Below are 12,520 nucleotides of genomic sequence, written 5' to 3' on the forward strand. Positions count from 1 at the left end.
TGAAGGGCCACAAAACCTTCATCTTCCGCACAGCATCACTTCCAGAAGTTGCCTACGACCAACTCCTTTTCATGTTCAGGACACAAGACCAGGGAGAACACCCGGCAGGGGGTGGCGGGGAGTGGATCGGCGGCGGGTCAGAAGCCGCCGCGGTGGAGGCGGCCCGCGTAGCGCTGTTCAAGGACCGCGTTGCGCTCGAAGCCGCCGGGCAGGTTGGCGGAGATGTAGACCGGTGCCTCGTGGCCCTCGGCGGTGAGCAGGCCGACGGCCTCGGCCACCACCATCTGCACCAGCATCGCCGAGGTGATGGTCGAGACGCCGCAGAGCGCGCCGCCGTCCGGCAGCGGCAGCAGCGCGTCCCCGGCCGGGGCGCAGTTGTCGAGTACGGCGTCGGCGATGTCGGCGAGGTGCTCGCCGCTGGGGTGCAGCGCGGGGACGGCGCGGGTGTGGATCAGCGAGGTGAGCGCGACCAGCGGGTGGCCCGCCTCCTTGACGTGCAGCGCCATGTCGACGACGGAGTTGTTCACACCGGAGTTGGAGACGATCACGAACAGGTCCTGCGGCCGCGGCGCGGACAGCTCGTACAGCCGCCTGGCCAGGCCCGGGGAGCGTTCCAGCAGCGGGTCGGCGAGCACCGCGCGGTCCTCGCCGCCGCGCAGCACGAGGTCGGCCAGGCCGATGCGGTTCGTGGGGATCAGCCCGCCGGCCCGGCCGACGATCTCCAGGACGGTGGCCTGGGAGTGGCCGGTGCCGAAGCCGTGGATGACGCCGTCGGCGGCCACGCAGTCGGCGAACAGCCGTCCCGCGGCGGCGACGGAGTCCTTGTTGGCCTCGATGGCACGCTCGACGGCGGCGCGCCCCTCGTCGGCGAACCGTGCGGCGCTGAGCTGTGCTTCGGCCATGGCCGAGCCCCCTTGCTGGATGGGTTGGATGATTCATCATCTCGCACTGTCACTGAAACAATGAACCACCCTGCCGAGTGACGTCAAGCCGCCCCGGGCCGCTCAGCGCGGCAGCAGCCGGGCCAGCGCCGCCGCGCCGGCGCCGCCGTCCGCCACCGGGAAGATCCGCAAGTCCAGCCCGTCGAGCCGTGCGGTGACGCGTTCCAGCAGCGGGCCGCCGGGACCGAGCAGCCCGCCGGTCAGCACCAGCGGCTCACCGGCCCGCGGCTCCAGCGCCCGTACGCTCGCGACCAGCAGATCGGCGGCGCTGTCGAGCAGCCGCAGCGCGACCGCGTCACCCTCGGCCGCCGCCCGGACGGCCGCCAGGCTCAGCTCGGCCAGCCGGGCCGGGGGCCGGGCGTAGGCGCTCGTCACGACGGCCTCGGCCAGCCGGTGCCGCTCCTCGGGCCCGGCGAGCGGCCGGACCGCGCCCACCGGCTCGTACGACCCCCGCGGCAGGTGGTGCGCGGCGACCTCCGCGACCAGGGAGGTCCAGGGCCCGCGGCCGTCCAGCGCCTCCAGGGCGGCGCGCACCGCGTGGCCGCCGAGCCAGAAGCCGCTGCCCTCGTCGCCGAGCAGCCAGCCGTGGCCGTCGACGACGGCGGCCCTGCGGCGGTCGGTGAGCCGGGTCGCGATGGCGCCGGTGCCCGCGATCAGCACCAGGCCGTCCGCGGGCGCGCCGGGGGCGGCGGCGAGCGCGACCTCGGTGTCACCGCCGACGTCGACGGCCGCCGCGGTGATCCCGTTGGCCGCCAGCGCGTCCTCCAGGCACGAGAGCGCCAGCCCGCGGCCGCGTTCGGGGCCCACCCCCACCGCCGAGCCCGCGAAGCCGCCGAAGACGGCCGCCACCCGGTGCCGGTCCGCGGCGGGCACGGCAGCGGCGATCGCGTCGGTCAGATGCCGGGTCAGCTCGGGGCGGCGGACGCTCAGCGCGTTGCCCGGACCCCCGGCGCCACGGCCGAGCGCGGTCCCGTCGCCCTCGCCCCCGTCCCACCCCGCCGCCACGAGAGGGGCGAGATACGCCCGGGTGCGCGTGCCGCCCGCGTCGACGCCGATGACCAGATCCCGACGGCCTCGGCTGTAGATTTCATTCATTGCCACGAATGGTGGTTGATAGATTCACCAGGGTGCAAGTCCCGCGGCGCCGACGCGCAGCGTCGATGTCCGGGACGGTCCACCACCCTCCGCCCGCCCCCGCCGAGACGAGTCGTCATGATCACCCCGCTCATCCGCTCCGAACTGCCCAGGATGTCCGGTTCCCTGCGCAAGGTCGGCGAGCTGGTGCTGGCCGACCCGGCCGCCGCCACCCATGGCTCCGCCGCCGAGCTGGGCCGCCGTACGGGCACCTCGCAGGCCACCGTCACCCGCTTCTGCCGGGCGCTGGGCCTGGACTCGTACCAGCAGCTGCTGATCGAGCTGGCGCAGGAGCTGGGGCGCAGCGAGGCGGAGCCGCCGGGCAGTGCGGCGCTCGGGCCGCAGATCGGGCCCGAGGACGATCTGGAGCGGGTCATCGCGGTGGTCGCGGAGGCCGATCTGCGGGCGCTGCGGCACACTGCCGACCGGTTGGACCGGGAAGCGCTGGAACGGGCCGCACAGGCGCTCGCCAGGGCCCGCAGGATCGATGTGTACGGGGTGGGCGGCTCGGGGATCGTGGCCAGGGAGACCGAGGCCCGGCTGTTCGGCATCGGCTGCGCGGCGCGCGCCTGGACCGAGGTGCACGCGGCGGAGACCTCCGCGGCCCTGCTGACGCCCTCCGACGCGGTGGTGGCGGTCTCCCACTCCGGTGGCACCCGCGAGGTGCTGGAGCCGCTGCGGCTGGCCGCCGGGCGCGGCGCCTTCACCGTGGCCGTCACCGGTGACCCGCGGGCACCGATCGCCCAGGCCGCCGATGTGACGCTGACCTCGTACTCGGGCGAGACCAGCTTCCGGCGGGGCAACTTCGGCACCCGCCACTCGGTGCTGCTGATCGTCGACTGCCTCTACGCCCGGGTCGCCCAGCTCACCTATGACCGGGCGACGGCCTCCATCGCGTTGACGGGCCATATCGCCGACGCCCACACGGCCCGGCCGCGCAGGCGCTGAGCAGGCCGGAGCCCGCACCCCGGACACGGAGAAGCCCTCATCCGCCGGGCGGGCTCACACCATGAGCCTGCCCGGCGGACGAGGGCGTTTCCCTGCGACCTAGATCTCGCCGCGGAGCTTCGCGAGCGCCTCCGCGAGGATCGCCTCGCCGTCGGCGGCGCTGCGCCGCTCCCGGACGTAGGCGAGGTGCGTCTTGTACGGCTCGGTACGCGGCGGCGCCGGCGGGTTCTCCTCGTCCTGCCCGGCCGGGAAGCCGCAGCGCGGGCAGTCCCAGGTCTCCGGGATCTGCGCGTCGCTGGCGAAACTCGGCTGGGTCTCGTGCCCGTTCGAGCACCAGAAGGAGATGCGGAGGCGCGGCGCGGACTCGCCGCGCTCCGCCTCTCCCATCGGCCCCGCTCCGACCCGACTTCCACGGATCGCGTTGCCACTTGCCACGGTCGTAACTCCCTGCGTGATGGTGCTGCGAGGTCGCCCAGTTTACGGAGACCTTACGTGCCGTCCAGTGGCAGGCGCACGGCCTGGCCCCCGAGGACGTCCCCCCATAGTAAGCCGGGGTGGCGACGAGGCGTCAGTTCTCCCCAGATGCGCAGGAGTCGGACGCCGGGCTCACTTCTGGTACTTCATCACCAGACCAAGGGTGACAATGCAGGCAAACCACAGCAGACCCACCACGACGGTGATCCGGTCGAGGTTGCGCTCGGCCACCGAGGAGCCGCCGACGGAGGACTGCATGCCACCGCCGAACATGTCCGACAGGCCGCCGCCCTTCCCCTTGTGCATCAGCACGAGCAGCAGAAGCAGCAGGCTGAAAATGATGAGGGCGATGGAGAACCCGATGACCACGGCTGGACCAACTCTCTCGACTACATGACAACGGCGCGGGGCCGGATGGCGCGGTCACGCCGGTCCGGCCCCGACAGGGTACTTCGTGAATGCCCGGTCAGCCCACTGTCGGGTTGCCGGCCATCGCCCAGTGTGCTCGCGGGCTCACTGATCGCGGAAGCGGACGATCTTGACGAACTCCTCCGCGTCCAGTGCGGCGCCGCCCACGAGGGCGCCGTCGACGTCGGGCTGGGCCATGATCGCGGCCACGTTGGACGCCTTCACGGAGCCGCCGTACTGGATCCGCACACCGGCGGCCAGCGTCGGGTCGTACAGCTCGGCCAGCCGCCCGCGGATCGCCCCGCAGACCTCCTGGGCGTCCTCGGGGGTGGCCACCTCGCCGGTGCCGATCGCCCAGACCGGCTCGTAGGCGATCACGATGGAGGCCGCCTGGTCAGCGGAGACGCCCTTGAGGGCGCCGTCGAGCTGGGCCAGGGTGTGCGAGACCTGCTGGCCGGCCTTGCGGACGTCCAGGCCCTCGCCGACGCACAGGATCGGGGTCAGGCCGTGCCGGTAGGCGGCCTTCACCTTGGCGTTGACGATCTCCTCGTTCTCACCGTGGTACTGCCGCCGCTCGGAGTGCCCGATGGCGACGTAGGCGCACTTGAGCTTGGAGAGCATCGGCCCGGAGATCTCGCCGGTGTAGGCGCCGGAGTCCTGCGCCGACACGTCCTGGGCACCGTACTTGATCTTCAGCTTGTCGCCGTCGATCAGGGTCTGCACGGAGCGCAGATCGGTGAACGGCACCAGTACGGCGACCTCGACGGCGGCGAAGTCCTTGTCCGCGAGCGCGAAGGCCAGCTTCTGGACGTGGGCGATGGCCTCGAGGTGGTTGAGGTTCATCTTCCAGTTCCCCGCCATCAGCGGGGTACGGGGGGTCTGGTCGGTCGGCTCGGTCATGGGGGTGTCAGTTCTCCTCAAGTGCGGCGAGTCCGGGCAGCGTCTTGCCCTCGAGGTACTCGAGGCTGGCGCCGCCGCCGGTCGAAATATGGCCGAAAGCGTTCTCGTCGAAGCCCAGGATGCGGACCGCGGCGGCCGAGTCGCCGCCGCCGACCACGCTGAAGGCCGGGGAGTCCAGCAGCGCCTGGGCGACCGCACGGGTGCCGTCGGCGAAGTCCGGGTGCTCGAAGACGCCCATCGGGCCGTTCCAGAAGATGGTGGCGGCGTCGGCGAGCTTGGCGGCGAAGAGCTTGCGGGACTCGGGGCCGATGTCCAGACCGAGCACGTCGGCCGGGATCGCGTCCACGGCCGCGGTGACCGGGGTGGACGGCGCCTTGGTCTTCAGGTCGGGGAATTCGGTGGCGCCGATCACGTCGACCGGCAGCACGAACTCCACGCCCTTGGCCTTGGCGCGCTCCAGGTACTCGGTGACGACCGGGATCTGGTCCTCCTGCAGCAGGCTCTTGCCGACCTCGTGGCCCTGGGCCTTGAGGAAGGTGAAGACCATGCCGCCGCCGACCAGGATGCGGTCGGCCTTCTCCAGCAGGTGGTCGATGACCCCGAGCTTGTCGGAGACCTTGGAGCCGCCCAGCACCACCGCGTAGGGGCGCGAGACGTCCTCGGTGAGCTTCTTCAGTACGCCGACCTCGGTGGCGATCAGCCCGCCTGCGGCGTGCGGCAGCCGCGCGGGCAGGTCGTACACGGAGGCGTGCTTGCGGTGCACCGCGCCGAAGCCGTCACCGACGTAGGTGTCGGCGAGCGCGGCGAGCCGGTCGGCGAAGGCGCCGCGCTCGGCGTCGTCCTTGGCCGTCTCGCCCGCGTTGAAGCGGAGGTTCTCCAGCAGGGCCACCTCGCCGTCGGCGAGCCCGGCCACGGTGGCCGCGGCACTGTCACCGACGGTGTCGGCGGCGAACGCCACGTCCTTGCCGAGCAGTTCGCCCAGCCGCGCGGCGACCGGCGCGAGCGAGAACGCCGGGTCGGGCTCGCCCTTGGGGCGGCCCAGGTGGGAGGCGACGATCACCCGGGCGCCCGCGGCGGCGAGCTTGGTGACGGTCGGGACGGCGGCGCGGATCCGGCCGTCGTCGGTGATGGTCGAGCCGTCGAGCGGCACATTGAGGTCGGCGCGGACGAAGACCCGCTTGCCCGCCACCTGCCCCTGGCTGATCAGGTCGTCGATCGTCTGCATCGTTAAGGTCTCCTACGAGTGCGGGTACCACTACGAGTTCGGCGCCGGGACGCGTACGCGGGCGCCAAGGAAACAGGGTCCGGACCGGCGCTTCGTCGCGCCCGTCCGGACCCTGTCACTCACATCGCTGTGCGTCGGCTACGACGTCAGAGCTGGCCGCCGACGAAGACCGTGAGGTCGACGAGGCGGTTGGAGTAGCCCCACTCGTTGTCGTACCAGCCGAGGATCTTCACCGTGTTGCCCTCCTGGACCATGGTCAGGGAGGAGTCGAAGGTGCAGGAGGCCGGGTCGCTGACGATGTCCGAGGAGACGATCGGGTCCTCGGTGTACGTCAGGAAGCCCTTGAGGTCGCCGTCCTCGGAGGCCTTCTTGAACGCGGCGTTGACCTCGTCCTTGGTGACCTCGCGCTGGAGCGTGACGACCAGGTCGGTGGCCGAGCCGGTGGGGACCGGGACGCGCATGGCGATGCCGTCCAGCTTGCCCTTGAGCTGCGGGAGGACCAGGGCGGTGGCCTTCGCGGCACCGGTCGTGGTCGGGATGATGTTCTCGGCGGCGGCGCGGGCGCGGCGCAGGTCCGAGTGCGGGAAGTCCAGGATCCGCTGGTCGTTCGTGTACGCGTGAACCGTCGTCATCAGGCCCTTGACGATGCCGAAGTTCTCGTCGAGAACCTTGGCCATCGGCGCCACACAGTTGGTGGTGCAGGAGGCGTTGGAGATGATGTGGTGGTTGGCGGCGTCGTACTTGTCCTGGTTGACGCCCATCACGATGGTGATGTCCTCGTCCTTGGCCGGAGCCGAGATGAGGACCTTCTTGGCGCCGCCGGCGATGTGCTTCTCGGCGTCGGCCTTCTTCGTGAAGATGCCGGTCGACTCGATGACGATGTCGACGCCGAGCTCGCCCCACGGGATGTCGGCGGGGTTGCGCTCGGACAGGACCTTGATGGTGTGGCCGTCGACGGTGATCGTGTCGGCGGTGTGCGACACCTCGGCCTTGAGGCGGCCCAGAATGGTGTCGTACTTGAGCAGGTGCGCGGTGGTCGCGGTGTCACCCAGGTCGTTGACAGCCACGATCTCGATGTCAGCACCCTGCTCCAGCAGCGCGCGGAAGTAGTTACGACCGATGCGGCCAAAGCCGTTGATGCCTACGCGGATCGTCACGAACCGATCTCCTCGCTCATACGCCGGAATCCATTCCGGCTGCGAAATATGGGATGTCCCCGACCAGTGAAGACCCTACCTCGCCCGCGTGTTCCCAGTGACATCGGCAAGCCATCGACGGCCACCGGAACGCGCCTGAGCGCCCGCTCAGGCGGCATCGTCGCAGGTGGGCGGGGCAATGACGGAGAGTGACGACAGTAGCAACCGGTAACCGCTCCGCATGCTGAGACGGCCGCCGGGACGGTCCGCGAGGCGGCCCCGGGAGCGGCCGCCGCGACCGGCGGAAGGGGTCAACCCACCATCTCGTCGGTGAGGTTGGCGTCGGTGCCCGGCATGCCCAGATCCGAGGCGCGCTTGTCCGCCATCGCCAGCAGACGGCGGATCCGGCCCGCGACCGCGTCCTTGGTCAGCGGCGGCTCGGCGAGCGAGCCCAGCTCCTCCAGCGACGCCTGCTTGTGGTCCATCCGCAGCCGTCCCGCGGCGGCGAGGTGTTCCGGTACGTCGTCGCCGAGGATCTCCAGCGCGCGCTGCACCCGGGCGCCGGCCGCGACGGCGGCGCGGGCCGAGCGGCGCAGGTTGGCGTCGTCGAAGTTGGCCAGCCGGTTGGCGGTGGCCCGCACCTCGCGGCGCATCCGCCGCTCCTCCCAGGCCAGCACCGAGTCATGGGCGCCGAGCCGGGTCAGCAGCGCGCCGATCGCGTCGCCGTCGCGGACGACGACCCGGTCCACGTTGCGCACCTCGCGGGCCTTGGCCGGGATCTGCAGTCGGCGGGCGGCGCCGACCAGGGCCAGCGCGGCCTCGGGGCCGGGGCAGGTGACCTCCAGCGAGGACGAGCGGCCGGGCTCGGTGAGCGAGCCGTGCGCCAGGAAGGCCCCGCGCCAGGCGGCCTCCGCGTCACAGGTGGCACCGGAGACGACCTGCGGCGGCAGGCCGCGGATCGGCCGCCCGCGGCCGTCCACCAGGCCGGTCTGCCGGGCGAGCTGGTCGCCGCCCGCCACCACCCTGACCACGTACCTGCTGCCGCGGCGCAGGCCGCCGGGCGCCATCACGACCAGGTCGGAGGAGTGCCCGAAGATCTCCAGGATGTCCTTGCGGAGCCGCCGCGCGGCGATCCCGGTGTCCAGCTCCGCCTCGATCACGATCCGGCCGCTCACCAGATGGAGGCCGCCGGCGAACCGCAGGATCGACGAGACCTCCGCCTTCCGGCAGCAGGTCCGGGTGACGGGAAGCCGGGAGATCTCGTCCTTCACCGCTGCCGTCATCGCCATGGGCCGATCCTTCCACGCATACGAAAAATCCGGTCATACGCGGTGGCCAACAGCTCCGGGTCGTGCCGCGGCCCGTCGGGGGCGGCGACCGGGGCCAGTTCGACCGTGCCGCCCAACCGCTGCGCCGCCTCGGAGAGGCTGTCGCGGTCGGGTACGGCGGCCTCGTCGGCGAGAACCACGTCGATGGTGAGTTTAGGGGCGTGTCGGGCCAAAACCTCCAAGTGACGCTGCGGAGAAAATCCGTCGGTCTCTCCGGGCTGCGGCGCGAGGTTCAAGGTGAGCACCCGGCGGGCCCGGGTCGTCATCAGCGCCTCGACGAGTTCCGGCACCAGGAGGTGCGGGATCACCGAGGAGAACCAGGAGCCGGGCCCCAGCACCACCCAGTCGGCGTCCAGCACCGCCTGGACGGCCTCCGGGACGGCCGGCGGGTCGGACGGCTCGACCTGCACCTCCAGCACCTCACCGGGGGTCAGCGCGACGGTGGCCTGGCCCCGTACGGTCGAGATCGCGTCGGGCGCGTCGGGGTCGTGGCCGCGCACGATCGCGTGCAGGTCGAGCGGGACCGCGGACATCGGCAGCACCCTGCCGTGCGCGCCCAGCAGCCGCCCCACCCACTCCAGGGCGGCGACCTCGTCGTTCAGCTGTTCCCACAGGGCGACGATGAGCAGGTTGCCGACCGCGTGTCCGTGCAGGTCGCCCTTGCTGGCGAAGCGGTGCTGGACGACCCGGGACCAGGTCTGCCCCCACTCGTCGTCCCCGCAGAGCGCGGCGAGCGCCATCCGCAGGTCGCCGGGCGGCAGCACGCCCATCTCGGCGCGCAGCCGCCCGCTGGAGCCGCCATCGTCCGCCACGGTCACCACCGCGGTCAGGTCGCCGGTGATCCGGCGCAGCGCGGCGAGGGAGGCGGCCAGCCCGTGCCCGCCGCCGAGGGCGACCACCTTCGGCGGCACCCCGGAGCGGCGGCCGGTGCGCCGCCGCCGACCCGTCTTGATCACTCGCGCCCCATGTCCCTGTGTACCGTCACCGTCTCCACCCCGTCCGCCGCGAGCCGCGCGGCCAGTCGTTCCGACATCGCCACGCTGCGGTGCTTGCCGCCGGTACAGCCGACCGCGATCGTCACGTAGCGCTTGCCCTCGCGGCGGTACCCGGCGGCGATGATGTGCAGCAGTTCCGCGTACCGGTCGAGGAACTCCTTGGCGCCGGGCTGGTTGAACACATACGTGGCCACCTCGTCGTTGAGACCGGTGAACGGCCGCAGCTCCGGCACCCAGTGCGGGTTGGGCAGGAAGCGGCAGTCGACCACCAGGTCGGCGTCGACGGGAAGCCCGTACTTGAAGCCGAACGACATGACGGTGGCCCGGAGTTCCGGCTCCTCCTCACCGGCGAACTGCGCGTCCAGCTTGGCACGCAGCTCGTGCACGTTGAGGCTGGAGGTGTCGATCACCAGGTCGGCGTCGCCGCGCAGTTCGCGCAGCAGGTCGCGCTCGGCGGCGATGCCGTCCACGATCCGGCCGGAGCCCTGCAGCGGGTGCGGGCGGCGCACCGACTCGAAGCGCCGCACCAGCGCCTCGTCGGACGCCTCCAGGAAGATGATCCGGCGCTTGACGCTGCGGGTGGCCAGGTCGGCCAGGGACTCGCGCAGGTTGTCGAAGAAGCGGCGGCCGCGGACGTCCACGACCACGGCGATCCGGGCGACGTTCCCCTGGGACCGGGCGCCGAGGTCCACCATGGTGGGGATCAGGGCGGGCGGCAGGTTGTCGACCACGAACCAGCCGAGGTCCTCCAGGCACTTGGCCGCGGTGCTGCGGCCCGCTCCGGACATACCGGAGATGATCACCAGTTCGGGGATGGCCTCGATGGCCTCTCCCGCTCCGCCGGTCGTCACGTGTGCTCCGTCCCGTTCGTGCTCGTGCTCGTTCATCCGCTCATCCCCCGATGGTCGTCGGACGGGGCCGCGGTGGTCGCGGCGGCTGTCCCGTCGTCCTCTTCAATGATCTCTCCAGTCGCGGTGTTCACCGCGGGTGCGGCCGGAGCCGCGGACGCGAGGGCCGCGGCAACCGTCTCCGCCGTACGGCGGCCGATCCCCGGGACCTCGCAGATCTCCTCGACGGTCGCCGCGCGGAGCCGCTTGAGCGAACCGAAGTGCTTGAGCAGTGCCTGCCTGCGGGTCTCGCCGAGGCCGGGCACGGTGTCCAGGGCGCCCGCCTTGAAGCTCTTGGCGCGCTTGGTGCGCTGGTAGGAGATGGCGAAGCGGTGCGCCTCGTCGCGCACCCGCTGCAGCAGATACAGGCCCTCGCTGGTGCGCGGCAGGATCACCGGGTCGTCGTCGCCCGGCAGCCAGACCTCCTCCAGGCGCTTGGCGAGGCCGCACACCGCGATGTCGTCGATGCCCAGCTCCTCCATGGCCCGGCGGGCGGCGGCGACCTGCGGCTGACCACCGTCGACCACGACGAGCTGCGGAGGGTAGGCGAACCGGCGCGGCCGCCCGGTGTCGGGGTCGATCGGTCCCGACACCGCCGGCTCGGCCGCGCCCACCTCACCGCCGGGCAGGTCCGCCGCCACGTCCTCGCCGTCGCCCTGCCACTCGCCGGTCCGCTGCTTCTCCTGCAGATAGCGGCGGAAGCGGCGGGTGATCACCTCGTGCATCGACCGGACGTCGTCCTGGCCCGCGAACGACTTGATCTGGAAGCGGCGGTACTCGCTCTTGCGGGCCAGGCCGTCCTCGAAGACCACCATGGACGCGACCACGTCGTCGCCCTGCAGGTGGCTGATGTCGTAGCACTCTATGCGCAGCGGCGCGGTGTCCAGGTCGAGGGCGGCGGCGATCTCCTCCAGGGCGCGGGACCGGGTGGTCAGGTCAGAGGCGCGCCTGGTCTTGTGCAGCGCCAGGGCCTGCTGCGCGTTGCGCTGCACGGTGACCATCAGGTCCTTCTTGTCGCCGCGCTGCGGGACGCGCAGGCTCACCTGCGAGCCGCGGCGGTCGCTGAGCCACTGGGCGACCGGCTCGGCGGGGCTGGGCAGCGCGGGGACGAGCACCTCCCGGGGCACACCGCCGCTGCCGCCCGACTGCTCGGCGTCGCCCTGCTCGTCGCCGTAGAGCTGCTGGAGGGCGTGCTCGACCAGGCCGGCGGTGTCGACGGCCTCGACCTTGTCGGTGACCCAGCCGCGCTGGCCGCGCACCCGGCCGCCGCGGACGTGGAAGATCTGCACGGCGGCTTCGAGTTCGTCCTCGGCGACGGCGATCAGGTCGGCGTCGGTGGCGTCGGCGAGCACCACCGCGTTCTTCTCCATGGCGCGGCGCAGCGCCTCCAGGTCGTCCCGCAGCCGGGCCGCCTGTTCGTACTCCATGGCGCCTGCGGCCTCCTTCATGCGCTGTTCCAGGCGACGCATGTGGGTGCCGGTGTGACCGGCCATGAAGTCGCAGAACTCCTCGGCCAGTTCGCGGTGGTCGTCGGCGCTGATCCGGCCGACGCAGGGCGCGGAGCACTTACCGATGTAGCCCAGCAGGCAGGGGCGGCCGATCTGGGCCGAGCGCTTGAACACCCCGGCGGAGCAGGTGCGGACGGGGAAGACGCGCAGCAGCAGGTCGACGGTCTCGCGGATCGCCCAGGCGTGGGCGTACGGCCCGAAGTAGCGCACTCCCTTGCGCTTGGGGCCGCGCATCACCTGGACGCGGGGGAATTCCTCGCCCATGGTGACGGCCAGCGACGGGTAGCTCTTGTCGTCGCGGTACTTGACGTTGAACCGCGGGTCGAACTCCTTGATCCAGGAGTACTCCAGCTGGAGCGCCTCGACCTCGGTGGAGACCACCGTCCACTCCACGGAGGCGGCGGTGGTCACCATGGTGGCGGTGCGCTGGTGCAGGTTGGTGATGTCCTGGAAGTACGACGACAGCCGCTGCCGCAGGCTCTTGGCCTTGCCGACATAGATGACCCGGCCGTGCTCGTCCCGGAACTTGTAGACCCCGGGAGAGTCGGGGATCGTGCCCGGCTTCGGTCGGTAGCTGCTGGGGTCCGCCATGGCTCCCACCCTACTGGCGGGATGTGACATTCCCGGTCCCGGCTC

12 protein-coding genes are annotated in these 12,520 nt (G+C 71.8%); 1 reads left to right on the forward strand and 11 read right to left on the reverse strand.

Annotation, left to right across the window (positions count from 1 at the left end; translation table 11 throughout):
* Window positions 1–137 precede the first annotated feature (137 nt).
* Both AB0M29_RS20595 and AB0M29_RS20600 read right to left on the reverse strand, forming a co-directional pair.
* Window positions 138–902: an SIS domain-containing protein gene (locus AB0M29_RS20595; RefSeq protein WP_365384463.1), complete on the reverse strand. Its 765-nt coding sequence runs from the start codon at window positions 900–902 to the stop codon at window positions 138–140.
* Window positions 903–1,004: 102 nt separating this feature from the next.
* Window positions 1,005–2,036, reverse strand: coding sequence for a BadF/BadG/BcrA/BcrD ATPase family protein (locus tag AB0M29_RS20600; protein ID WP_365384465.1), 1,032 nt, complete (start codon window positions 2,034–2,036; stop codon window positions 1,005–1,007).
* Window positions 2,037–2,153: 117 nt separating this feature from the next.
* Between AB0M29_RS20600 and AB0M29_RS20605 the strand changes: the two genes are divergently transcribed.
* The gene (locus AB0M29_RS20605) at window positions 2,154–3,023 is read left to right on the forward strand and encodes a MurR/RpiR family transcriptional regulator (RefSeq protein ID WP_365384467.1); all 870 of its coding nucleotides are present in this window, start codon (window positions 2,154–2,156) and stop codon (window positions 3,021–3,023) included.
* A 99-nt stretch (window positions 3,024–3,122) separates the two neighbouring features.
* Here the strand turns inward: AB0M29_RS20605 and AB0M29_RS20610 are convergent, their stop codons facing one another.
* The 9 genes from AB0M29_RS20610 to uvrC all read right to left on the reverse strand — a co-directional run bounded on the left by AB0M29_RS20610 (window position 3,123) and on the right by uvrC (window position 12,475).
* Window positions 3,123–3,458, reverse strand: a complete 336-nt coding sequence (locus tag AB0M29_RS20610) for an RNA polymerase-binding protein RbpA (RefSeq protein WP_073497103.1) — start codon at window positions 3,456–3,458, stop codon at window positions 3,123–3,125.
* Between the two features lie 171 nt (window positions 3,459–3,629).
* On the reverse strand, window positions 3,630–3,866 hold the full coding sequence (gene secG / locus AB0M29_RS20615) for a preprotein translocase subunit SecG (protein WP_222968246.1): 237 nt from the start codon (window positions 3,864–3,866) through the stop codon (window positions 3,630–3,632).
* A 144-nt stretch (window positions 3,867–4,010) separates the two neighbouring features.
* On the reverse strand, window positions 4,011–4,805 hold the full coding sequence (gene tpiA, locus AB0M29_RS20620; protein ID WP_365384470.1) for a triose-phosphate isomerase: 795 nt from the start codon (window positions 4,803–4,805) through the stop codon (window positions 4,011–4,013).
* 7 nt (window positions 4,806–4,812) lie between these two features.
* The gene (locus AB0M29_RS20625; protein WP_365384472.1) at window positions 4,813–6,030 is read right to left on the reverse strand and encodes a phosphoglycerate kinase; all 1,218 of its coding nucleotides are present in this window, start codon (window positions 6,028–6,030) and stop codon (window positions 4,813–4,815) included.
* Between the two features lie 146 nt (window positions 6,031–6,176).
* On the reverse strand, window positions 6,177–7,187 hold the full coding sequence (gene gap / locus AB0M29_RS20630) for a type I glyceraldehyde-3-phosphate dehydrogenase (protein ID WP_365384473.1): 1,011 nt from the start codon (window positions 7,185–7,187) through the stop codon (window positions 6,177–6,179).
* Between the two features lie 290 nt (window positions 7,188–7,477).
* On the reverse strand, window positions 7,478–8,455 hold the full coding sequence (whiA, locus tag AB0M29_RS20635) for a DNA-binding protein WhiA (RefSeq protein WP_365384475.1): 978 nt from the start codon (window positions 8,453–8,455) through the stop codon (window positions 7,478–7,480).
* Entirely contained in the window at window positions 8,446–9,450 is a 1,005-nt protein-coding gene (gene yvcK, locus AB0M29_RS20640; RefSeq protein WP_365384477.1) for a uridine diphosphate-N-acetylglucosamine-binding protein YvcK, read from the reverse strand. The genes whiA and yvcK overlap by 10 nt, the downstream gene beginning before the upstream one ends.
* Window positions 9,447–10,376, reverse strand: a complete 930-nt coding sequence (rapZ, locus tag AB0M29_RS20645) for an RNase adapter RapZ (protein WP_365384478.1) — start codon at window positions 10,374–10,376, stop codon at window positions 9,447–9,449. The genes yvcK and rapZ overlap by 4 nt, the downstream gene beginning before the upstream one ends.
* Window positions 10,373–12,475: an excinuclease ABC subunit UvrC gene (gene uvrC, locus AB0M29_RS20650; RefSeq protein WP_365384480.1), complete on the reverse strand. Its 2,103-nt coding sequence runs from the start codon at window positions 12,473–12,475 to the stop codon at window positions 10,373–10,375. The genes rapZ and uvrC overlap by 4 nt, the downstream gene beginning before the upstream one ends.
* Window positions 12,476–12,520 lie beyond the last annotated feature (45 nt).

This window comes from Streptomyces sp. NPDC051976, assembly GCF_040680795.1.
GTDB lineage: Bacteria > Actinomycetota > Actinomycetes > Streptomycetales > Streptomycetaceae > Actinacidiphila.

Bases quoted from the DNA above. Each gene is read 5' to 3' on its own strand.
- tpiA (WP_365384470.1), bottom strand. From the start codon at position 4,805: ATGACCGAGCCGACCGACCAGACCCCCCGTACCCCGCTGATGGCGGGG.
- whiA (WP_365384475.1), bottom strand. From the start codon at position 8,455: ATGGCGATGACGGCAGCGGTGAAGGACGAGATCTCCCGGCTTCCCGTC.
- AB0M29_RS20600 (WP_365384465.1), bottom strand. From the start codon at position 2,036: ATGAATGAAATCTACAGCCGAGGCCGTCGGGATCTGGTCATCGGCGTC.
- AB0M29_RS20595 (WP_365384463.1), bottom strand. From the start codon at position 902: ATGGCCGAAGCACAGCTCAGCGCCGCACGGTTCGCCGACGAGGGGCGC.
- AB0M29_RS20605 (WP_365384467.1), top strand. From the start codon at position 2,154: ATGATCACCCCGCTCATCCGCTCCGAACTGCCCAGGATGTCCGGTTCC.
- rapZ (WP_365384478.1), bottom strand. From the start codon at position 10,376: ATGAACGAGCACGAGCACGAACGGGACGGAGCACACGTGACGACCGGC.
- AB0M29_RS20625 (WP_365384472.1), bottom strand. From the start codon at position 6,030: ATGCAGACGATCGACGACCTGATCAGCCAGGGGCAGGTGGCGGGCAAG.
- uvrC (WP_365384480.1), bottom strand. From the start codon at position 12,475: ATGGCGGACCCCAGCAGCTACCGACCGAAGCCGGGCACGATCCCCGAC.